Consider the following 22,189-nt stretch of genomic DNA (forward strand, 5'->3'; position numbering starts at 1 on the left):
TTTAAAATGAGCGGCAATTTTGCCCGCAGCACATCTATCGTTTTTTGTTATAACGATGGGAAAAATTATGCTGAAAAATTTCTTCGTTTTTTCGGGTGCCCATCAACGGCACCGTTCCCAATGACAGACAACGTAAAATGGGGCGGCAGAGCCCGCCCCGAGAGGTCTTACCACATCAGCCGGCCAATCAGCGGCGCGGCCACCACCGTGATAATGCCGGCCAGCATCATCACCAGGCTCGACACCACGCCCTCCTGCGGCCCCAGTTCATAAGCGCGGGCGGTGCCGGCGCCGTGCGATGAGGCGCCAAATCCGGCCCCCTTCGCCAGGCGGCTACGCACCGCCAGACGCAGAAACAAAATGTCGCCCACCGCCATGCCGAACACCCCGGTGATCACAACGAACAGCGCCACCAGATCCGGCTGCCCGCCCATCTGCTTGGCGGCCTCCAGCGCGAACGGCGTAGTAATCGAACGCACCGCGAGACTGCGCTGCACCTCTTCCGGCAGCGTCAGCAGGCGCGCCAGCCACACCGAACTGTACACCGCCACCAGCACCGCCGTCGTAACGCCGGCGGTCAGCGACAGCCAGTGTCGGCGGATGATATGCAGGTTCTCATATACCGGCACCGCGAAGGCGATGGTCGCCGGCCCCAGCAGCCATAGCAGCCAGTGGGTTTCACCGATGTAGTCCTGATAGGAGATGTGGGTGACCACCAGCAGCAGCACCAGGATCATCGGCGTCAGCACCAGCGGCATCAGCAACAACGTGCGGCGGCGGCGATAGAGTTTCTTGTTGGCGAAGTACAGCGCCAGCGTCGCCAGAAAGCAGGCCAGGCTGAGGATAAAATCATTCATGGCGCGGCTTCCTCCGCTGCAGCCAAATCTCCAGCCGATATACCCTGTCCACCACCAGCCCGGTCGCGCCCAGCGTCAGCATGGTGCTGACCGCGATCACCAGAAAGATCTTCCAGCCCTCGACCATCAGCAGCTGGGCATAGTTGACCACCGCCACCACCGCCGGCACGAAGAACAGCAGCATTTCCGCCAGCAGCCAGCGGGAGCCGGCCTTGACCCAGCTCAGCGGCAGAATGCGCAGCAGGATCAGCGCCAGCAGCATCAGCATGCCGACGATATTGGCGGGAAGCGGCAGGTGGAATTGTTGCACCAGACGATCGGCGATCAGGAACAGCGCCGCATACAACGCCACCTGAATCGGCACCTGCAAACGGGTCAGCAGGGAGGGGGCAACGCGGCGTAACGCCAGAGACATGAAAGATGACCTCAAACAATAAATTGACGGCCTACAGTATACGCAGCCGGGAAACCACGCCTGAAATGAATTAAAATTATCGACATCATGCCGTCCGGGAATAGTTTCCCGCCGGTAGCGCCCTCAAGGAGAACCCTAACGTGGATGTCCGCACCCTGCGCTACTTCGTTGAAGTGGTGCGCCAGCAAAGCTTCACCCGCGCCGCGGAAAAACTGTTCGTCACCCAGCCCACCATCAGCAAGATGCTGCGGCATCTGGAAGAGGAGCTGGAATGCACGCTGCTGATCCGCGAAGGCCGCAAGCTGCGCCTGACCGACAGCGGCCAGGCGGTGTATCAGCGCGGCCTGACGATCCTCGACGAATTCCGCCAGCTGGAGGCGGAACTGGAAGACATCAGCTCAGTGAAAAAGGGCGTGCTGCGGCTGGGCATTCCGCCGATGGTGGGCAGGCAGATCGCCGATCTGATCCGCCGCTTTCGCCAGACCTACCCCGGCATCGAATTGAAAATTTCCGAGCTGGGCGGGCTGTCGGTCGAACAGGCGGTGATGTCCGGCGAACTGGATCTGGCGATGACGGTGCTGCCCTTCGATTCGGAACAGCCGCTGACCTTTCTGCCGCTGCTGGGCCATCCGATGTGCGTGGTGGCGCCGCGCACGCCGCAGTGGCTCAACCGCACCCGCATCAATATCGCCGAATTGGCCGACAGCCCGATCCTGATTTATAACGAAGACTTTGCCCTGTACAAGATGCTGATGAAGGCGTTTCGCCAGGCCGGTTTTGAACCGCAAATCGCGGTGCGCAGCGGCCAATGGGACTTCCTCGCCTCGATGGTGCAGGCCGGCGTGGGCATCGCCATGCTGCCGGAGCCGGTTTGCCGCTGGCTGGACAAGGAAAACCTGGTCTGGCTGCCGCTGGAGCCGCGCATGGAGTGGAAAGTCGGGCTGATCTGGCGCCAGGGCAGCTACCTGTCGCACAGCGCGCAGGCCTGGATCGCCTGCTGCCGCGACTACTGGCCGCCGCTCAAGTAGCCAAAAAACAAGGGCCGCACAGGCGGCCCTTCAGGACAGAGATAAAGCGGATAAACGTTTATCCCCCCTCTGAGATCTACCCTTCGCGCTCGATCAGCAACGCTTCGAGCAAGTCGAGATCGTGCAGCAGTTTTTGCAGCGTCTCGTTGCTGATTTTCTGCGTGGCGCGCAGATGGTACAGTTCGCCGCGCTCGGCGCGCAGCGCCGTCAGGCGGAAACGCCGCTCGAGGTTTTCCATCGCCAGCGCATTCTCGATATCGTCTTTCGACGCGATGCGCCGCCGCAACATGCCCGTCACCCGCGAACTGACCTCTTTCAACACCTGCGGATCGAGGTTCTCTTCGGTATCGGCAACCAGGCGCTCTTCCATTTTATTCACGCTCTCGATCGCCACCTCGGCCGCCATGGCGATCGCCATGCGTTCTTCCTGCTTGCTGGCGCTCTTGTCGGCCACCTGCACACCGCGCAGCAGCAGCGGCAACGCCAGCACGCCGACGATCAACGACAGCAGGATCACCCCGGCGGCGATAAACACCAGCTGATAGCGCGCCGGGAAGGCGGTGCCGTCGCTCAGCAACAGCGGTATCGACAGCACACCGGCCAGGGTAATCGCCCCGCGCACCCCGGCAAACGACGCCACCCACAGCTCACGCGTGCTGTAGTCGCCGAACTGCAGCGGGCGCTTTTTCATAAAGCGGTTGCTGGCCTTCTTCATCACCCACAACCAGGTGAAACGCAGCACCAGCAGCGCGGCGTAGATGGTGGCCACGTCGGCGAACAGGTACCAGGTCTGGATGGTCGGATCCAGCTCCGCCTGCAGGATAGAGGTTTCAAGAATGCCCGGCAGCTGCAGGCCCAACATGATGAACACCATGCCGTTGAACACGAACTCCAGCATCGCCCATACGCTGTTGGCGCGCAGGCGCATCGCCAGCGGCGCGTTGCGGATCACGCCGGATTGGCTGATGGTCATCCCCGCCGCTACCGCCGCCAGGATGCCGGAGACGCCGATGTGTTCGGCGATCAGGTAAGAAGCGAACGGCAGCAGCAGCAGGAATACGATCTGGGTCGCCGGATCGTCGCCGCTCCAGCGGCTCATCACCCGCAGCGATTTACTGTAGGTCCAGGTGACTGCCACGCCGGCCAGCAGGCCGCCGATCGCCACTTTGAGGAATTCGAGGGTCGCGCCGCCCACGGTGAACACCATGGTGCCCATCGCCACCGCGATGGCGAACTTGAGCGACACCAGACCGGACGCGTCATTCATCAGCGCCTCGCCCTCGAGCACGCCCATGATTGGCTTGGGAATGCGCCCTTTGCCGACGATGCCGGACAGCGCCACGGCATCCGTCGGCGACAGCACTGCCGCCAGCGCGAAGGCCGCCACCAGCGGAATGCCCGGCACCATGGCGTAGATCAGATAGCCGACGCCGACCACGGTGATCAGCACCAGCACCAGCGCCAGGCCGAGAATTTCACGCCCGTGGTGCAGGAATTCGCGCGTCGGCGTTTTCCAGCCGTCGGCGAACAGCAGCGGCGGGATGAACAGCACCAGGAACAATTCGGGATCAAAGTCGACGTGCAGCCCGAAATGCGGCCAGGCCAACAGGGCCCCGATGGCGATTTGCATCAGCGGCAGCGGCACCTGGAACGGCAACATGCGCGTCACCACCCCGGACAGGGAGACCACCAGGATCAAAATGAGGATTGTAAAAAAGATTTCCATGCTTTCCTTAGACTCTACGATTCAGACGACATCGGCTCAGGGCCTGCGTTGGTCCCGATAGTAGATCACTTTTTTTACAGCCGTTAAAGCTTGTTGTGCCTTTCAAAACGCGGTGCAGAACAGAAGAAGACTTATCTTAAGAAGGGAAATGCCGTGACAGATTCCCCCGCCCATCGGGCGAGGGAAATCCGCGGGGCTTAAATTGCCCAGCCGCCGGCGTAGAACGCCACCAGCGCCACGGCGATCAGCACGGTGCCGATGTTCAGCTTGCGCCATTCGCCGGAGAAGATGCGGCCGATGACCAGCGAGCTGAAGCCCAGCATGATGCCAGTAACGATATTGCAGGTCAGTACGATGAATACCGCGCACAGCAGGCCGGCCATCGCGTCGACGAAATCGTTGAAGTCCAGCTTGGTGACGTTGCTCAGCATCAGCAGGCCGACGTACATCAGCGCCGGTGCGGTGGCATAGACCGGCACCAGATAGGCCAGCGGCGACAGGAACAGGATCAGCAGGAACAGAATGCCGACCACGGTGGCTGTCAGGCCGGTCTTGCCGCCCGCGGCGGTGCCGGCGGCGGATTCGATGTAGACCGCGGCGGGCGCGGCGCCCACCAGGCCGGAGAAGATGCTGCTCAGGGAATCCGAGGTCAGCGCCTTGCCGCCGTTGATGATCTGCCCGTCTTTATCCAGCAGGTTGGCCTGCCCGGCCACCGCGCGGATGGTGCCGGTGGCGTCGAACACCGCGGTCATCACCAGCGCCAGCACGCTCGGCAACACCACCGGCTGCAACGCACCCATGATATCCAGGCTGAAGATCAACGATTTGCCGTCAGCATCCGCCAGGCTCGGCATGGCGAACAGCCCCTGGTATTTCACCGCCGGGTCGAAGATCAGGCCGATGATGGAAATGGCGATGATCACCAGCAGAATGCCGCCGGGCACGCGCAGTTTTTCCAGGCCGAAGATCACCGCCAGGCCGACCAGCGTCATCACCACCGGGAAGGAGGTGAACGCGCCAAGCGCCACCGGCAGGCCATCCAGCGGGTTCTTCACCACCAGGCCGACGCCGTTGGCGGCGATCAGCAGCAGGAACAGACCGATACCGATGCCGGTGCCGTGCGCCACGCCCATCGGCAGGTTGCGCAGGATCCAGGCGCGGATGCCGGTGACCGAGATAATGGTAAACAGCACGCCCATCACGAACACCGCGCCCAGCGCCACCGGAATGCTGATGTGCTGGCCCAGCACCAGGCTGAAGGCGGTGAAAGCGGTCAATGAAATCGCACAGCCGATGGCCATCGGCAGGTTAGCCCACAGCCCCATCAGCAGCGAGCCCAGACCGGCCACCAGGCAAGTGGAGACAAACACCGCCGCCGGCGGGAAGCCCGCTTTGCCCAGCATACTCGGCACCACGATCACCGAGTACACCATCGCCAGGAAGGTGGTCAGCCCCGCTACCACTTCCTGGCGCACGGTGCTGCCGCGCGCGGAAATTTTAAAATAGCCATCAAGCCCGCCGGTTGGTTTTGCGGCGTGGTTCGCTTGAGAGTTCGACATAGGTTACTTCCCCTGTGTTTCATGAATCGGCCCGTCACAGCAGGCCGGTAATCTCGCCCGCGCCCGATCGCCACGTAATCGTTTACGTCACGTTCCGCATCCTTGCCCTTCCGTCGCATCGCCAACGGCGATGCGCACCAAGGCAAACGTTTAACTCGCAGCGCGCGGTACGGGTAATTTATGGTGGTTTATTCAAGGCAAACGATTATCCTGCCTTCCATAGCGTCTAATCAACTAAAGATCGCGGCAATTTATGCAGAAAGTGGCGGGAATGGCGCCTGCACGATAAAACCGGGGCGACGGGCGCCCCGGCGAATGCCGTCACGGCGAGATTATTGCGTCTGCACCGCGGCGGGATCCATATACATCAATTCCCAGATATGGCCATCCAGGTCCTGAAATCCGTGGCCGTATATCACGCCGTAGTCCCGTGGCGGGTGATAAGTGTTGCCGCCGCCGGCGACCGCCTTGCGCACCAGTTCGTCCACCGCCGCCCGGCTGGGCTGCGACAGGCACACCAGCACTTCGGTGGCCTGTTTGGCGTCGCCGATCGGGTTCGGGGTAAACATCCTGAATTTGTCGTGAGTCAGCAACATCACGTAAATCGTGTCGCTGACCACCATGCACGCGGCGGTGTCATCGGTAAATTGCGGGTTGAAAGTGAAACCCAGGTGGGTGAAAAACGCCATCGAGGCGGGCAGATCGCTTACGGGCAGGTTAACGAAGATTTGCGTAGCCATGGGCTACCTCCGATGAAGAATGACCCCATCGAGTATAGCCCATCCGGTTAGCTCAGCAGGTCGTAAGGGCCGCCCTGCTCCAACGCCCGCTGGTAGGCGGGCCGGGCGTGAATGCGTTGCAGAAAGCCGCGCAGTTTCGGACAATCATCCAACGCGCCGCGCGCCGCCATCGCCTCCAGCGGGAAGCTCATCTGAATGTCCGCCGCGCTGAAGTCGTTGCCGACGAACCAGCTGCCCTTGTTCAGGTGCTGTTCGAGGAATTCGCAGTGCGGCGCGATCTGCTTGTCGAGATATTCGCGCTGCACGCCCTTGCCGATCGCGCCGGCCACCGGCCGCAGCAGCCAGGGGATCGGCGGCTGCCCGAGACGGCTGAACACCAGTTTCATCACCAACAGCGGCATCAGCGATCCTTCGGCGTAGTGCAGCCAGTAGCGGTATTGCTGGCGCGCGTGGAAGTCAGTCGGCATGAACATCCCTTGCGCGTCATAGGCTTCCTGCAGGTATTCGATGATGGCGCCGGATTCCGCCAGCGTCAGATCGCCGTCGACGATCACCGGTGATTTGCCCAGCGGGTGGATCTTTTTCAACGCCGCCGGCGCCAGCATAGTCTGCGGATCGCGTTCGTAGCGTTGCACCTGATAGGGCACGCCCAGCTCTTCCAGAAACCACAGAATGCGCTGCGACCGTGAGTGATTGAGATGATGAACAATGATCATAAAGAAGCTCCTGTCCGCTGCCACACCAGTTCGCCCACCTGCACGCCATTGCCGAGCTGCAAGGGCACCGTGCGCAACGTCAGCCGATCGCCGCTGAAAGCGTAAAAACGCACCTGGCGGCTGCCTACCCAGTTGGGGAACGAACAGCCTTCGACCTGATGCACCACCCGCTGCTCGCTTTCCTCCACCTGATAGCGGCCGAAGTAGCAAATCATATTGATGAAGGCCGCGCGGATCTCCCGCTCGGACCCCTGCGCCAAATCGTCGGCGGCGAAACGCGGCCGCACGGCGCTGTAAAGCTGCGCCGCCATCGTGCCGTTGGCCTCATAGTGGATGCGCCCCAAAACCTGCTCGCCCAGCGGGTAATTCAGCTCGCCGTTCTGGTTTTTGAACACCGACGACACCAGCGCCCAGCTGCCGATAAACGCGTTTACCGTCATTACGCTTCTCCGGTTAAAGATCGTCTGTAAAGGGTAGTGGCGATTTTTACCGCGCGCCAGCGGGTGAAAAAACAATCAATTTATTTGACAGAGATACTCAAAACTCTCCGATTTTTTATTCCAGCCTGTCGCACTACTATTTAACACATCGAGAGACAACGGGCTCTCATCCAATCAATACGCTGAGGAATACATCATGAAAAACGTCAAAATTTTTGCTACCGCTGCGCTGCTGGCTACCGCTTCTTTCGCTACCTTCGCCGCTGACCTGCCTTCCAGCCAACCCGCTGCAGACGCCCAGAAAATCGGCGTAGTCTCCGTTAGCGGCGCCACCAACCTGAGCGCGCTGGAAAGCGAACTGGCCAGCAAAGCCGCCGCATCGGGCGCCAGCTCATACCGCATCGTCGCTGCCGGCGGCCAGAACAAACTGTACGGCACCGCAGAAATCTTCAACTGATCGTCGAACAGCCAACCGACGGAAGAAAGAAGCCCCGCAAGGGGCTTTTCTCGTTGTGGGCAGGCAAAGCTCTTTGTGAACAGTGACCGCCAGACATTTCACCGATACTGGGAATAACGCCTTATCCTCACCCACTTTGGAGAAATAACATGACCACAGCACACCCTCTGCAAGGCAAAGTCGCGTTCGTCCAGGGCGGCTCGCGCGGCATCGGCGCCGCCATCGTTAAACGGTTGGCGAGCGAAGGGGCCGCGGTCGCCTTTACCTACGCCGCCTCGGCCGATCGCGCCGAAGCGGTGGCAAGCGCCGTTACCGCCGCCGGCGGCAAAGCTCTCGCCATCAAGGCCGACAGCGCCGATGCGGCGGCGCTGCAGCAGGCGGTGCGCCAGGCGGTCAGCCACTTCGGCAACCTGGACATTCTGGTGAACAACGCCGGGGTGTTTACGCTGGGCAGCACCGAGGAGCTGACGCTGGACGATTTGGATCGCATGCTGGCGGTCAACGTGCGCAGCGTGTTCGTCGCCAGCCAGGAAGCGGCGCGCCACATGAACGACGGCGGCCGCATCATCCACATCGGCAGCACCAACGCCGAGCGCGTGCCGTTCGGCGGCGCGGCGGTGTATGCGATGAGCAAATCGGCGCTGGTCGGCCTGACCAAAGGCATGGCGCGCGATCTCGGCCCGCGTGGCATCACCGTCAATAACGTGCAGCCCGGCCCGGTAGACACCGAAATGAACCCGGACGCCGGCGAATTCGCCGATCGGCTCAAGCAGCTGATGGCGATCGGCCGCTACGGCAAAGACGAAGAGATCGCCGGCTTCGTCGCCTACCTGGCCGGCCCGCAGGCGGGTTATATCACCGGCGCCAGCCTGAGCATCGACGGCGGCTTCTCGGCGTAACCGTCCCTGAAATGCAAAAAGCCCCTTCGGGGCTTTTTTATTGGCTGCAAACAGCCGGATATCAGAACGGGATATCGTCGTCGAAATCCATTGGCGGTTCGTTGCTGCTGGCCGCCGGAGCGCTGTTCTGCGCCGGGCGAGACTGCTGCTGGCCGCCGCTGAACTGGTTGCCGCCCTGTGGCTGCTGAGGCTGGCCCCAACCGCCCTGGCCGCCGGCAGATTGACCGGCCGGTGCGCCGCCGCCCTGACGGCCGCCCAGCATCTGCATGGTGCCACCGACGTTAACCACCACTTCGGTGGTGTATTTTTCCACGCCGGACTGATCGGTCCATTTACGGGTCTGCAGGGAGCCTTCGATGTAGACTTGAGAGCCCTTGCGCAGGTATTCGCCCGCCACTTCGGCCAGTTTGCCGAACAGCACGACGCGGTGCCACTCGGTCTTCTCTTTCTGTTCGCCGGTCGCCTTGTCACGCCAGCTTTCGGAGGTCGCCAGGGTAATGTTGGCCACTGCGCCGCCGTTCGGCATGTAACGGACTTCTGGATCCTGACCCAGATTCCCGACCAGAATTACTTTGTTTACGCCTCTGCTGGCCATGAGCACTTCTCCCGATGATTGATTTCTACACAGTATAAACGCGTCAGTTTACCACGCTGAGTGCGAAACCACACCCGTGTTAATAAGTGCGAATTGCATTCCAGAATTGTCTTTTCGATCGACCTTGTTGCATTCGCATACTGGATATTCATTCAGGTTTTTTTGTGTCATAATTATGCGTTTCGACCAGGCTGTGCCGGTTTTTTGCGAGATCCATCACAAAATCCCCCGCAAAAATCGCGACAGGCGCGGTGTATCATCAAGACGGGAAGTGTAAATGGACAATATCGAAGTTCGTGGTGCTCGAACCCATAATCTGAAAAACATCAACCTGATCATCCCGCGTGACAAACTGATTGTCGTCACCGGCCTGTCCGGTTCCGGCAAGTCATCGCTGGCTTTCGATACGCTGTATGCCGAAGGGCAACGCCGCTACGTCGAATCGCTCTCCGCCTATGCGCGCCAGTTCCTGTCGCTGATGGAAAAACCGGACGTCGATCATATCGAAGGCCTGTCGCCGGCGATCTCCATCGAGCAAAAATCCACCTCGCATAACCCGCGATCCACGGTCGGCACCATCACCGAGATCCACGACTACCTGCGCCTGCTGTTCGCCCGCGTCGGTGAGCCGCGCTGCCCGGATCACCATGTGCCGCTGGCGGCGCAAACCGTCAGCCAGATGGTCGATAACGTGCTGAGCCAGCCGGAGGGCAAACGCCTGATGCTGCTGGCGCCGGTGGTGAAAGACCGCAAGGGCGAGCACACCAAAACGCTGGAAAACCTGGCCGCCCAAGGCTATATCCGCGCGCGCATCGACGGTGAAGTGTGCGATCTGTCCGACCCGCCGAAGCTGGAGCTGCAGAAGAAACACACCATCGAAGTGGTGGTCGATCGCTTCAAGGTGCGCGACGACATGGCGCAGCGCCTGGCCGAATCGTTTGAAACCGCGCTGGAGCTGTCCGGCGGCACTGCGGTGGTGGCGGATATGGATGACGAGAAAGCGGACGAGCTGCTGTTCTCCGCCAACTTCGCCTGCCCGATCTGCGGCTACAGCATGCGCGAGCTGGAGCCGCGCCTGTTTTCCTTCAACAACCCGGCCGGCGCCTGCCCGACCTGTGACGGCCTGGGCGTACAGCAGTTCTTCGATCCGGATCGCGTGGTGCAAAACCCCGAGCTGTCGCTGGCCGGCGGCGCGATCCGCGGTTGGGATCGCCGCAATTTCTACTATTTCCAGATGCTGCGTTCGCTGGCGGAGCACTATGAGTTCGACGTCGAAGCGCCGTTCAACACCCTGAGCGCCGACGTGCAGAAAGCGGTGCTGAGCGGTTCCGGCAAAGAGTCTATCGAATTCAAATACATCAACGATCGCGGTGACACCACCGTGCGCCGCCATCCGTTCGAAGGCGTGCTGCACAACATGGAGCGCCGCTATAAAGAGACCGAATCCAGCGCGGTACGCGAAGAATTGGCGAAGTTCATCAGCAACCGCCCTTGCGCCTCGTGCCACGGCACCCGTCTGCGCGAAGAAGCGCGCAACGTGTTCGTCGAAGACACTACGCTGCCGGAGATCTCCGATCTGAGCATCGGCCATGCGATGACCTTCTTCCAGAACATGAAGCTCAGCGGCCAGCGCGCCAAGATCGCAGAGAAAGTGCTGAAAGAGATCGGCGATCGCCTGAAGTTCCTGGTGAACGTCGGGCTGAACTACCTGTCGTTGTCCCGCTCGGCGGAGACGCTCTCCGGCGGCGAAGCGCAGCGTATCCGTTTGGCCAGCCAGATCGGCGCCGGCCTGGTGGGCGTGATGTACGTACTGGACGAGCCGTCGATCGGCCTGCACCAGCGCGACAACGAGCGCCTGCTGGAAACGCTGATCCACCTGCGCAACCTCGGCAACACGGTGATCGTGGTGGAGCATGACGAAGACGCCATCCGCGCCGCCGACCACGTGATCGACATCGGCCCCGGCGCCGGCGTGCACGGCGGCCAGGTGGTGGCGGAAGGCACCGTCGACGACATCATGGCACAGCCGGACTCGCTGACCGGCCAGTTCCTCAGCGGCAAACGCGAGATCGCCATTCCGGCGCAGCGCGTGCAGGCCGATCCGACCAAAGTGCTGAAGCTGAGCGGCGCGCGCGGCAACAACCTGAAGGACGTGACGCTGACGCTGCCGGTCGGCCTGTTTACCTGCATCACCGGCGTGTCCGGCTCCGGCAAATCGACGCTGATCAACGATACGCTGTTCCCGATCGCCCAGCGCCAGCTCAACGGCGCCACCATCGCCGAGCCAGCGCCGTTCCGCGAAGTGACCGGCCTGGAACATTTCGACAAGGTGATCGACATCGACCAGAGCCCGATCGGCCGTACGCCACGCTCTAACCCGGCCACCTACACCGGCATCTTCACCCCGGTGCGCGAGCTGTTCGCCGGCGTGCCAGAGTCGCGCAGCCGCGGTTATACGCCGGGCCGATTCAGCTTCAACGTCAAGGGCGGGCGCTGTGAAGCCTGCCAGGGCGACGGGGTGATCAAGGTCGAGATGCACTTCCTGCCGGACATCTACGTGCCGTGCGACCAGTGCAAGGGCAAGCGCTATAACCGCGAAACGCTGGAAGTGAAGTACAAGGGCAAGAGCATCCACGAAGTGCTGGAGATGACCATCGAAGAAGCACGTGAGTTCTTCGACGCGGTGCCGGCGCTGGCGCGCAAGCTACAGACCCTGATGGATGTCGGCCTGTCGTACATCCGCCTCGGCCAGTCGGCCACCACGCTCTCCGGCGGTGAGGCGCAGCGCGTCAAGCTGGCGCGCGAGCTGTCCAAACGCGGCACCGGCCAGACGCTGTATATCCTCGACGAACCGACTACCGGCCTGCACTTCGCCGATATCCAACAGCTGTTGGCGGTACTGCATCAGCTGCGCGATCAGGGCAACACCATCGTGGTCATCGAGCATAACCTGGACGTGATCAAGACCGCCGACTGGATCGTCGATCTGGGGCCGGAAGGCGGCAGCGGCGGCGGCGAGATCCTGGTCGCCGGCACGCCGGAAACCGTGGCCGAGTGTGAAAAGTCGCACACCGCGCGCTTCCTGAAACCGCTGTTGAACAAGTAGTATCGCCGGCGTGCGGGCCGTCGCTCAGGCGGTCCGCACGTTGACCCGTTTCGCTGCAATCAAACAGAAACGGGCAAGATTTCGACATTTTCAGGCATTTCCCTCCGCGCTCACCGCTTTTATCATCAATGTTCCCTCGGCGGCCGCCCTGTCTGATTCAGGCCGCGTCTCACCGGCACTCCGCTGCCGGCCAAGCGTTGTCCCCCATACATTGATAACTGGAGCGACCATGAACATTACCCATGCCTATGCCGCGCATGATGCGAAGTCTGCGCTGGTGCCTTTCGATTACCCACCGCGCGCCCTGCGCGACCACGATGTGCAAATTCAGGTGCTGTTCTGCGGCGTGTGCCATTCGGACCTGCATCAGGCACGCAACGAATGGAGCAATACGATTTATCCGGTGGTGCCAGGCCACGAAATCGTCGGCCGCGTTAGCGCCGTCGGTGGCCATGTCTCGCGTTACCGGGTCGGCGATCTGGTCGGCGTCGGCTGCATGGTGGATTCCTGCCGCAGCTGCCCGAGCTGCGATGAGGGGCTGGAACAGTATTGCGAGAACGGCTTTACCGGTACCTATAACGGTCAGGACCGCCAGACCGGCGCCGTGACCTACGGCGGCTACTCCACCAATCTGGTGGTGGATCAGGACTTCGTGCTGCGAGTGCCGGAAAATCTCGATCCGGCCGGGGTCGCGCCGCTGCTGTGCGCCGGTATCACCACCTATTCGCCGCTGCGCCAGTGGGGCGCGGGACCGGGCAAAAAGGTCGGCATCGTCGGCCTCGGCGGGCTGGGGCACATGGGCGTCAAACTGGCGCGGGCGATGGGCGCGCACGTGGTGCTGTTCACCACCTCGCCGTCGAAAATCGAAGACGCCAAGCGCCTCGGCGCCCATGAAGTGGTGATTTCGCGCAACCCGGAGGAGATGGCGCAGCACGTCAACAGCTTCGACTTCATCCTCAACACAGTGGCGGCTCAGCACGATCTGAATCCGTTCCTCAACTTGCTGCGCCGCGACGGCACCCTGACGCTGGTCGGCGCGCCGGAACACGATCACCCGTCGCCGCAGGTGTTCAACCTGATCATGAAGCGCCGCCGCATCGCCGGTTCGCTGATCGGCGGCATCGCGGAAACGCAAGAGATGCTGGACTTCTGCGGCCAACACGGCATCACATCGGATATCGAGCTGATCCCGATGCAGCAAATTAATGAAGCCTATGAACGCATGCTGAAAAGCGACGTGAAGTACCGCTTCGTGGTGGATATCGACTCGCTGCGAGCCTGATGACAACGGGCGCCCGACGGCGCCCGTTTTTTTATAGCTGCTTGATGATCCTGGCCGGGTTGCCGCCCACCACGCAGTTGGCCGGCACGTCTTTGGTCACCACCGCGCCGGAGGCCACGACCGCATTATCGCCGATGGTCACCCCCGGATTGATCACCGCGCGCCCGCCGATCCACACGTTGTCGCCAATCCTGACCGGCTTGCCGAACTCCGCGCCGCCGACGCGTGTCTCAGCGTCCAGCGGATGGGTCGCGGTGTAAATATGCACGCCCGGCGCCAACAGGCAATTGTCGCCGATATGCACCTCGCATACGTCGAGGATCACGCAGTCGAAATTGGCGTAGAAATTCTTGCCCAGATAGATGTTATAGCCGTAGTCGCAGCGGAAGGTCGGCTCGATGGTACCGCCCTGATAGCCGCCCAGCAGCTCACCCAGCCACTGTTTGCGCAGCTCGCCCTCTTCCGGCGAGGAGTGGTTATAGCGATGCGTTAGCTGGCGCGCGCGCCGACGTTCGCTGCGCAGCAGGTCATCGCCGGCGTCGTACAGTTCTCCGGCGATCATCTTGCGCTTTTCTTCGCTGATGGCCATATCGGCCTCCTTAATTTTACCCGCGTTTCTTGAATGCCCAAGCGTAGCTGTTTTAGTGCGGCAATAAAAAGGGAACGTTCCCAACTTAAAACCGCGATCACGCTTTGACACGAAAAAACAGGAGAAAAACGGGCGGTGGCGCCGCCCGGCAATCAGGCGCGCAGTTCCTGGCGCACGTGTTCGGGCAGGCCTTCCACCACCAGCTGATAGGAGCTGTCGATCAGCGTGTAAAACTGCGAGTTCGGTAGGTTGCCGTCGAGAAACACCGTGTTCCAGTGCGCCTTGTTCAGGCCGGCGCAGGCGACGATCTCAGGATGGTGTTCACGCAGGCTTTCCGCCAGCTCCGGGCTGGACTTGACCGCCAGCGCCGGCCGCCCTTCGACCTCGCACACCATGGCGAACATTACGTCGCCCACCTTGATCTGACTGGCCTGCCACTGGTTCTGGTCGCTTTGCTCCGCGCCCGGCTTCGCCATGCAGTACTCCAGCAATGCGCTGTTATTCATTGGGTTATTCCCCCTGTAATGTGGCCACAATACGGCGTGCTCCGCCGTGGATGCGGTGCTCCCCCAGCCAGATGCCCTGCCATGTGCCCAGCATCAGCCGCCCGTGCCTGACGGGCAGCGTCAAGGACGCGCCCAGCAGCGAGGATTTGATGTGCGCCGGCATGTCGTCCGGCCCTTCGTAGTCATGCTGATAGGGTGCGTGTTCCGGCACCTGACGCAGGAAATGCTGCTCCATATCGGCTCGCACCGTGGGATCGCAGTTCTCGTTGAGCGTCAGCGAGGCCGAGGTATGCTGCAGCAACAGATGCAGCAAGCCGGTTTGCAGGCGATGTAAGTGGGTTAACTGGTTGACGATCTCGTCGGTAACCAGATGAAAGCCACGCGCTTTTGCGCTGAGGATTAGCGTTTGCTGATGCCACATGAGTGAGCGCCCCACAATCAGTATATTCTCTCTCCGGTTTGCAGCAACTTCGGCGGCGCGCCGGCAATAAAAAAGGAGCGATATCGCTATCGCTCCCCGATGAACGTCCGTTCAGACTAACAGGCGTTACTGCACCGCGGCAAACGCCTCGGCCACCTGACGCACGTTGTTGTGGTTCAGGCCGGCCACGCACATGCGGCCGCTGTGGATCAGGTAGACACCGAACTCTTCACGCAGGCGATCGACCTGCGCCGCGCTGAAGCCGGTGTAGCTGAACATGCCGCGCTGCGCCAGCAGGTAATCGAAGTTGCGCTGCGGCAGCGCGCTCTTCAGGGTGTCCACCAGCGCGTGACGCATCTCGAGAATGCGGGTGCGCATGCTCTCCACTTCGTCCAGCCATTGGGTTTTCAACTGGGCGTCGTTCAGCACCTTGGCCACCAGCTGCGCGCCAAAATTCGGCGGGCTCGAGTAGTTGCGGCGCACGGTGGCCTTCAGCTGGCCCAGCACGCGCCCGGCCGCCTCTTCGCTTTCGCACACCACCGACAGGCCGCCGACGCGCTCGCCGTACAGCGAGAAGATCTTCGAGAACGAGTTGCTCACCAGGCACGGCAGGCCGGCCGCCGCGATGGCGCGAATGGCGTAGGCGTCTTGCTCCATGCCGCCGCCGAAGCCCTGATAGGCGATGTCGAGGAACGGAATGATTTCACGCTCGGCGATCACCTTGACCACCTCATCCCACTGGGCAGGGATCAGGTCGGAACCGGTCGGGTTGTGGCAGCACGGGTGCAGCAGCGCGATGCTGTGCTTCGGCAGCTGTTTCAGCGCAGCGAGCATGGCGTCGAACTTCACGCCCAGGCTTTCGCTGTCGAAATACGGATAGGTATTCACTTTGAAACCGGCGCCGCTGAAGATGGCGACGTGATTTTCCCAGGTCGGATCGCTGACCCATACCTGCGAATCCGGGAAGTAGCTTTTCAGGAAGTCGGCGCCCACTTTCAACGCGCCGGAACCGCCGACGGTCTGAATGGTGGCGATGCGCCCCTGCTGCAGCATCGGATGCTGCGCGCCGAACAGCAGTTGCTGGATGGCGGAACGGTAAGGTTGCAGCCCTTCCATCGGCAGGTATACCGAGGCGCCGTGCTCGACGCTGTTCAACTGCGCTTGCGCCGCGGCGACCGCCCGCATCTGCGGGATGATGCCCTGCGCATCGTAGTACAGGCCGATACTCAGGTTCACCTTGTGCGCGCGCGGGTCTTGTTTGAATTTTTCCATCAGCGACAGAATAGGATCGCCGGCATAGGCGTCAACGTTCTGGAACACGGGGGTTTTCTCCTGGTTTGTTATGGTTTGGGCACAGCGTTACGTTCCTAATATAGACGGAAAACCGCATTCGGTTTTAGCTTTATCTCGCCACCGGCAACAAACCGTTTTCCTTGATGCGATTGAGCACCACCGCCGTTTTGATATGCGCCACGCTTTTGTGCGGCGACAGCGTCTGGCTGATGAACTCGCTCAGCGCCGGCAGGTCCGCCACTGCCACTTTCAGCAGGTAATCGGCGTCGCCGGTGGTCTTGTAAGCGTCAAGGATAGCGTCCACGTCCTCCAGCATCTGATGAAAGCTGTCGATCTGCTCCTGCGCGTGCGTGATCAGGCTCACTTCGATCAGCCCCACCAGCCCCAGGCCGACCGCCTCCGGTGCCAGCCGCGCATGGTAGCCGCGGATCAGCTGCGCCTGCTCCAGGCTGATGCGCCGCCGCGAACACTGGGAGGCGGAGAGCCCCACCAGCTCGCTCAGCTCCTGATTGGTCAGACGACCGTTGGCCTGTAACAGCGTCAGGATTTTCATATCAAAATCGTCAATGTTGTACATAGCCACCTGTAAACTGTGTTAATAAATGTTGACGTTACAGCCTACCAGTTTTTTTACCGTTGCCGACGTCACACCCTGGCGCTTAAATCGCGTACAGCAGCAACGCCCGGCGTTTTCGCCGGTAAGCGGCATAAAAAACGGCTAACTCATGCAAGCAAACGACAATTAACGGCGAAGTAACGCATAAAACCACGAATGTATAAAAAGGACGCCAGATGAAAAAGCTACTCCCCCTCGCGCTGCTGCTCGCCGCCGGCAGCGCCGGCGCGCAATCCCACCTGGACAAGGTGCTGCAGCAAAAGACCCTGGAGGTCTGCACCACCGGCGACTACAAGCCCTATACCTTCCTCAAGGAAGACGGCAGCTATGAAGGCATCGACATCGACATGGCGGAATCGCTGGCCAAGAGCCTGGACGCGAAAGTAAAGTGGGTGAAGACCAGCTGGAAAACTCTGACGCCGGACTTCGTCGGCGGCAAGTGCGACATTGCGATGGGCGGCATCTCCGTCACATTGGAGCGGCAAAAGCAGGTGTTCTTCGCCGACAAGCTGGATACCGACGGCAAAATCCCGCTGGTGCGCTGCACCGACGTGAAGAAATACCGCACTCTCGAGCAGATCAACAAGCCGTCGGTGCGTCTGTTGGAACCGGCGGGCGGCACCAACGAAGCCTTCGTGCACGCCTATCTGCCGAAGGCCAAGCTGACGCTCACGCACGACAACATGAGCATTTTCCAGCAGTTGGTGGACCGCAAGGCGGACGTGATGATCACCGACGCCTCCGAGGCGCTGTACCAGCAGAAGCGCTATCCGAAGCTGTGCGCGGTGAATCCGACCAAGCCGATGCAGTACGGCGAGAAGGCCTACATGCTGCCGCGCGACGATCTGAGCTGGAAACTGTATGTCGATCAGTGGCTGCACCTGGCCAAGGCGACCGGCGAGTATCAGAAGATTATCGACAAGTGGTTGGCGGTAAAGAAGTAACGCGCTGAGAAACGGGCCGACGCGCGTCGGCCCTGCTGTGTATCAGTCGCCGATGTATTCCATCGCCACGCGCTGCGTGAGCTTGGTGATCAGTTCGTAAGCGCTGATGCCGGTGCAGGCGGCGATGCGCTCGACCGGCAGCGCCTGGCCCCACAGCACCGCTTCATCCCCCACCTTATCGGCGGCGTCCGGCCCGAGATCGACCGAAATCATGTCCATCGACACCCGGCCGACAATCGGCACTTCGCGGCCGTTGATCAGGATCGGCGTACCGGTCGGCGCGCTGCGCGGGTAGCCGTCGCCGTACCCCATCGCCACCACGCCCAGCCGGGTATCGCGCGGGCTTACCCAGGTGCCGCCGTAGCCGACCGCTTCGCCGGCCCGGTGCTCGCGCACCGCGATCAGGCTGGACTTCAGCGTCATCGCCGGCTGCAGCCCATGCTCGGCGCCGCTGCCGTTATCCAGCGGCGACACGCCGTACAAAATGATGCCAGGACGCACCCACTCATTGTGGGCATCCGGCCACAGCAGCGTGCCGCCGGACGCGGCGACCGAGCGCTGGCCCGGTTTGCCGCGCGCGAACTGCTCGAAGCAGGCGATTTGTTTCAGGGTGGCGTCGGACTCCGGCTCATCGGCGCGGCTGAAGTGGCTCATGATATTGACCGGCTGCGCCACGTTGCGGCAGGCGCACAGGCGCTGATAAAACGCCTCCGCCTGTTCGGGACGCACCCCCAGCCGATGCATGCCGGTATCGAGCTTCATCCACACCGGCACCGGGCGCGCCAGCTCGGCCTGTTCCAGCGCTTCGAGCTGCTCGATGCAGTGCACCGCAGTTTCGATGTTGTTCGCCACCAGCACCGGCAGGTCTTCGGCACAGAAGAAGCCTTCCAGCAGCAGGATCGGTTTGACGATGCCGCCGGAGCGCAGCATCAGCGCCTCGCCGATGCGCGCCACGCCGTAGCAGTCGGCGTCTTGCAGGGTGTGGGCTGTTTCCAGCAGGCCATGTCCATAAGCGTTTGCTTTCACAACGGCAATCAGGCGGCTTTGCGGCGCCTGGCGGCGCACCTGTTGCAGATTATGTCGCAGAGCGCGGCGGTCGATTACAGCGGTTGCCGCTTTCATTTCAGTTCCTTAGCTGATTATTCGTCATCGTATTGTGGCCCCGCGTAGTTATCGAAACGCGACCACTGGCCGTTAAAGGTAAGGCGCACTGTGCCGATCGGGCCGTTACGCTGCTTACCGATAATAATTTCCGCGATCCCTTTCAGATCGCTGTTCTCGTGATACACCTCATCACGATAGATGAACATAATCAGGTCGGCATCCTGCTCGATAGAGCCGGATTCACGCAGGTCGGAGTTGACCGGGCGCTTATCGGCACGCTGCTCCAGGCTTCGGTTCAGCTGCGACAGCGCCACCACCGGCACCTGCAGCTCTTTCGCCAGCGCCTTCAGCGAGCGCGAAATCTCGGCGATCTCCAGCGTACGGTTGTCGGACAGGGCCGGCACGCGCATCAGCTGCAGGTAGTCGATCATGATGAGGCTAAGCCCATCGTGCTCGCGGAAAATGCGCCGCGCGCGCGAGCGCACTTCGGTCGGCGTCAGGCCGGAGGAGTCGTCGATGTACATGTTGCGCTTCTCCAGCAGGATACCCATGGTGCTGGAAATGCGCGCCCAGTCCTCGTCATCGAGCTGGCCGGTACGGATGCGCGTCTGATCCACGCGCGACAGCGACGCCAGCATACGCATCATGATCTGTTCGCCGGGCATCTCCAGGCTGAAGATCAGCACCGGTTTTTCCTGGGTCATCGCGGCGTTTTCGCACAGGTTCATGGCGAAGGTGGTTTTCCCCATCGATGGACGGGCGGCGACGATGATCAGGTCGGACTTTTGCATGCCCGCAGTTTTCTTGTTGAGGTCCTGATAGCCGGTATCGACCCCCGTCACACCGTCGTGCGGCTGCTGATACAGCTGCTCGATGCGCGACACGGTGTCTTCCAGGATGCGCTCGATGCCCTTCGGGCCTTCGTCTTTGCTGGCGCGGTTCTCGGCGATTTGGAATACGCGGGATTCCGCCAGATCGAGCAGGTCTTCGCTGCTGCGCCCCTGCGGATCGTAGCCGGCGTCGGCGATCTCGTTAGCCACCGAGATCATTTCGCGCACCACTGCACGCTCGCGCACGATGTCGGCGTAGGCGCCGATGTTGGCGGCGCTCGGGGTATTTTTCGACAGCTCGGCCAGATAGGCGAAGCCGCCGACCGAGTCCAGTTCACCCTTCTGTTCGAGCGATTCAGACAGGGTGATGAGGTCGATAGGCTTGCTCATCTCCAGCAGACGCTGCATCTCGGTAAAGATCAGGCGGTGCGGGCGGCTGAAGAAGTCGTTGGCGACCACGCGCTCCGCCACGTTGTCCCAGCGCTCGTTATCCAGCATCAAACCGCCCAACACCGACTGTTCGGCCTCCAGCGAGTGCGGCGGCATCTTCAGCCCTTCCATCTGACGATCTCTGGAACGCTCTCTGATTTCGTCCGCGTTTGTTTTGTTGGTTGGTTTTTTTCCTGCCATGAAACGTAGTCTTTATCCGGTTGCGAATGAAGGATCTTGACGCGAGAGTATACGTGATTTTTGCGTCATAACCGATGCAAAAAAGGTATTGAACTCCGCACGGGTGAACTGGATCTCCGATACTAAAAAGAATAGGGTGAAATCAGACACTCAAACGAGGTAACGATATGGCCAAGCGCATTCAGTTTTCCGCCACCGGCGGGCCGGAAGTCTTGCAATACGTTGATTTTACACCGCTCGATCCCGCCGCCGGCGAAGTGCAGATCGAAAACAAGGCGATCGGCATCAACTACATCGACACCTATGTGCGCAGCGGGCTGTACGCGCCGGCGAGCCTGCCGAGCGGCCTCGGCACCGAGGCGGCCGGCGTGGTGATCAAGGTCGGCGCCGGGGTCAGCGCGATCAAACCGGGTGACCGGGTGGTGTATGCGCAGTCATCGCTCGGCGCCTACAGCGAAGTCCACAACGTGCCGGAAGAAAAAGTGGCGCTGCTGCCGCACAATCTCAGCTTTGAGCAGGGTGCCGCTTCTTTCCTCAAAGGGCTGACGGTGCACTACCTGCTGCGCCAGACCCACGACGTACAACCGGGTGAAGTGTTCCTGTTCCATGCCGCCGCCGGCGGGGTTGGGCTGATCGCCTGCCAATGGGCCAAAGCGCTGGGCGCGCGCCTGATCGGCAGCGTCGGCTCCGACGAGAAGGCCGCGCTGGCGAAACAGGCCGGCGCCTGGGCCACCATCAACTACCACAAAGAGGATATCGCCCAGCGGGTGGCCGAGCTGACGCACGGCGAGAAGGTCGGCGTGGTATACGATTCGGTGGGGCAAAGCACCTGGCAGGCCTCGCTCAACAGCCTGAAACGCCGCGGCCTGATGGTTAGCTTCGGCAACGCCTCCGGCCCGGTGACCGGCGTCGATCTGGCGCTGCTCAACCAGAAAGGATCGCTGTACGTCACCCGCCCTTCCCTTAACGGCTACGTCACCAACCGCGCCGAGCTGCAGTACGCCAGCAACGAGCTGTTCTCACTGATCGGCAGCGGCGCCATTCGGGTGGAGGTGAGGGACGAGCAGAAATTTGCGCTGGCCGATGCCCAGCGGGCGCACCAGGTGCTGGAAAGCCGCAGCACCAGCGGCTCCAGCCTGCTGATCCCCTGATCGCGGCAAAAGAAAAGGGCTCCTTACGGAGCCCTTTCTGTACTGCGTTTTGTAGGGGTAGAGCAGAGTCCGCCAGAGACAGGGGGTTGCTTTAGCAACACGAATTTTGGTTGTCTCTCACGGTGATGAAATTGGTCGCATCACTGCATCGACAAACATCCTAACAGCCCCGTCCGGCAAAAAACACGCTTTATGTGCCACATCGCCGGGTAAAACTGCCAAGCTGTGATCGCTGCCGCATTAGCGGGGCGGGCAGTTATGCAAGTTTCATCGCGAATGATTGAT

At 61.3% G+C, this 22,189-nt stretch carries 22 protein-coding genes; 7 read left to right on the plus strand and 15 right to left on the minus strand.

Annotation, left to right across the window (positions count from 1 at the left end; translation table 11 throughout):
* Positions 1 to 167: 167 nt before the first annotated feature.
* Entirely contained in the window at positions 168 to 857 is a 690-nt protein-coding gene (locus C9411_RS11885) for an LrgB family protein (protein WP_004936833.1), read from the minus strand.
* Positions 850 to 1,272, minus strand: a complete 423-nt coding sequence (locus tag C9411_RS11890) for a CidA/LrgA family protein (RefSeq protein ID WP_107227107.1) — start codon at positions 1,270 to 1,272, stop codon at positions 850 to 852. Before C9411_RS11890 ends, C9411_RS11885 begins: the two co-directional genes overlap by 8 nt.
* Positions 1,273 to 1,412: 140 nt before the next feature.
* On the opposite strand from C9411_RS11890, the gene C9411_RS11895 reads away from it, so the two are divergent.
* Entirely contained in the window at positions 1,413 to 2,300 is an 888-nt protein-coding gene (locus C9411_RS11895) for a LysR family transcriptional regulator (RefSeq protein ID WP_047570374.1), read from the plus strand.
* Positions 2,301 to 2,376: 76 nt separating this feature from the next.
* Here the strand turns inward: C9411_RS11895 and C9411_RS11900 are convergent, their stop codons facing one another.
* From C9411_RS11900 to C9411_RS11920, 5 genes are all read right to left on the minus strand, one after another.
* On the minus strand, positions 2,377 to 4,026 hold the full coding sequence (locus C9411_RS11900; protein ID WP_033636184.1) for a Na+/H+ antiporter: 1,650 nt from the start codon (positions 4,024 to 4,026) through the stop codon (positions 2,377 to 2,379).
* A 197-nt stretch (positions 4,027 to 4,223) separates the two neighbouring features.
* Positions 4,224 to 5,585 carry an NCS2 family permease gene (locus C9411_RS11905; RefSeq protein ID WP_063988545.1) on the minus strand — a complete coding sequence of 454 codons (1,362 nt, stop codon included), beginning with the start codon at positions 5,583 to 5,585 and terminating at the stop codon, positions 4,224 to 4,226.
* A gap of 332 nt (positions 5,586 to 5,917) precedes the next feature.
* A complete protein-coding gene (locus C9411_RS11910; protein WP_107227108.1) occupies positions 5,918 to 6,325 on the minus strand; it encodes a VOC family protein in 408 nt (135 codons plus the stop codon).
* Positions 6,326 to 6,372: 47 nt separating this feature from the next.
* Positions 6,373 to 7,041, minus strand: a complete 669-nt coding sequence (locus C9411_RS11915; protein ID WP_049201475.1) for a glutathione S-transferase family protein — start codon at positions 7,039 to 7,041, stop codon at positions 6,373 to 6,375.
* A complete protein-coding gene (locus C9411_RS11920) occupies positions 7,038 to 7,481 on the minus strand; it encodes a lipocalin-like domain-containing protein (protein WP_047570370.1) in 444 nt (147 codons plus the stop codon). Before C9411_RS11920 ends, C9411_RS11915 begins: the two co-directional genes overlap by 4 nt.
* A gap of 196 nt (positions 7,482 to 7,677) precedes the next feature.
* On the opposite strand from C9411_RS11920, the gene C9411_RS11925 reads away from it, so the two are divergent.
* Together C9411_RS11925 and C9411_RS11930 are read left to right on the plus strand one after the other, a co-directional pair.
* Positions 7,678 to 7,938 carry a YdgH/BhsA/McbA-like domain containing protein gene (locus tag C9411_RS11925; RefSeq protein WP_025304435.1) on the plus strand — a complete coding sequence of 87 codons (261 nt, stop codon included), beginning with the start codon at positions 7,678 to 7,680 and terminating at the stop codon, positions 7,936 to 7,938.
* Between the two features lie 149 nt (positions 7,939 to 8,087).
* Positions 8,088 to 8,837, plus strand: a complete 750-nt coding sequence (locus tag C9411_RS11930) for a 3-oxoacyl-ACP reductase family protein (RefSeq protein WP_063988543.1) — start codon at positions 8,088 to 8,090, stop codon at positions 8,835 to 8,837.
* A gap of 61 nt (positions 8,838 to 8,898) precedes the next feature.
* Here C9411_RS11930 and ssb1 read toward each other — a convergent pair whose 3' ends face one another.
* Positions 8,899 to 9,432, minus strand: a complete 534-nt coding sequence (ssb1, locus tag C9411_RS11935) for a single-stranded DNA-binding protein SSB1 (RefSeq protein WP_063988542.1) — start codon at positions 9,430 to 9,432, stop codon at positions 8,899 to 8,901.
* 277 nt (positions 9,433 to 9,709) lie between these two features.
* Here ssb1 and uvrA point away from each other — a divergent pair, with 277 nt between their 5' ends.
* Entirely contained in the window at positions 9,710 to 12,538 is a 2,829-nt protein-coding gene (gene uvrA, locus C9411_RS11945; protein ID WP_063988541.1) for an excinuclease ABC subunit UvrA, read from the plus strand.
* A gap of 229 nt (positions 12,539 to 12,767) precedes the next feature.
* Positions 12,768 to 13,820, plus strand: a complete 1,053-nt coding sequence (locus C9411_RS11950) for an NAD(P)-dependent alcohol dehydrogenase (protein WP_063988540.1) — start codon at positions 12,768 to 12,770, stop codon at positions 13,818 to 13,820.
* Between the two features lie 31 nt (positions 13,821 to 13,851).
* Here the strand turns inward: C9411_RS11950 and maa are convergent, their stop codons facing one another.
* From maa to C9411_RS11975, 5 genes are all read right to left on the minus strand, one after another.
* On the minus strand, positions 13,852 to 14,409 hold the full coding sequence (gene maa, locus C9411_RS11955; RefSeq protein ID WP_041036886.1) for a maltose O-acetyltransferase: 558 nt from the start codon (positions 14,407 to 14,409) through the stop codon (positions 13,852 to 13,854).
* Between the two features lie 152 nt (positions 14,410 to 14,561).
* The gene (locus C9411_RS11960) at positions 14,562 to 14,915 is read right to left on the minus strand and encodes an MmcQ/YjbR family DNA-binding protein (protein WP_038874311.1); all 354 of its coding nucleotides are present in this window, start codon (positions 14,913 to 14,915) and stop codon (positions 14,562 to 14,564) included.
* Between the two features lie 4 nt (positions 14,916 to 14,919).
* Positions 14,920 to 15,336: a secondary thiamine-phosphate synthase enzyme YjbQ gene (locus C9411_RS11965; RefSeq protein WP_063988539.1), complete on the minus strand. Its 417-nt coding sequence runs from the start codon at positions 15,334 to 15,336 to the stop codon at positions 14,920 to 14,922.
* 126 nt (positions 15,337 to 15,462) lie between these two features.
* Positions 15,463 to 16,656 carry an amino acid aminotransferase gene (locus C9411_RS11970; RefSeq protein WP_107227109.1) on the minus strand — a complete coding sequence of 398 codons (1,194 nt, stop codon included), beginning with the start codon at positions 16,654 to 16,656 and terminating at the stop codon, positions 15,463 to 15,465.
* An 82-nt stretch (positions 16,657 to 16,738) separates the two neighbouring features.
* Positions 16,739 to 17,206, minus strand: coding sequence for an Lrp/AsnC family transcriptional regulator (locus C9411_RS11975; RefSeq protein ID WP_060443918.1), 468 nt, complete (start codon positions 17,204 to 17,206; stop codon positions 16,739 to 16,741).
* 215 nt (positions 17,207 to 17,421) lie between these two features.
* Here C9411_RS11975 and C9411_RS11980 point away from each other — a divergent pair, with 215 nt between their 5' ends.
* Positions 17,422 to 18,189, plus strand: a complete 768-nt coding sequence (locus C9411_RS11980; RefSeq protein WP_063988537.1) for a transporter substrate-binding domain-containing protein — start codon at positions 17,422 to 17,424, stop codon at positions 18,187 to 18,189.
* Positions 18,190 to 18,231: 42 nt separating this feature from the next.
* On the opposite strand, the gene alr is transcribed toward C9411_RS11980, so the two are convergent.
* Together alr and dnaB are read right to left on the minus strand one after the other, a co-directional pair.
* Complete coding sequence (gene alr / locus C9411_RS11985; protein WP_107227110.1) at positions 18,232 to 19,311, minus strand: alanine racemase; 1,080 nt, start codon at positions 19,309 to 19,311, stop codon at positions 18,232 to 18,234.
* 17 nt (positions 19,312 to 19,328) lie between these two features.
* Positions 19,329 to 20,753 carry a replicative DNA helicase gene (gene dnaB / locus C9411_RS11990; protein ID WP_063988535.1) on the minus strand — a complete coding sequence of 475 codons (1,425 nt, stop codon included), beginning with the start codon at positions 20,751 to 20,753 and terminating at the stop codon, positions 19,329 to 19,331.
* A gap of 167 nt (positions 20,754 to 20,920) precedes the next feature.
* Between dnaB and C9411_RS11995 the strand changes: the two genes are divergently transcribed.
* A complete protein-coding gene (locus tag C9411_RS11995) occupies positions 20,921 to 21,904 on the plus strand; it encodes a quinone oxidoreductase (protein WP_063988534.1) in 984 nt (327 codons plus the stop codon).
* Positions 21,905 to 22,189 lie beyond the last annotated feature (285 nt).

Origin of the sequence: Serratia sp. Nf2 (genome assembly GCF_003028435.1) — a bacterium.
Classification (GTDB): domain Bacteria; phylum Pseudomonadota; class Gammaproteobacteria; order Enterobacterales; family Enterobacteriaceae; genus Serratia; species Serratia marcescens_L.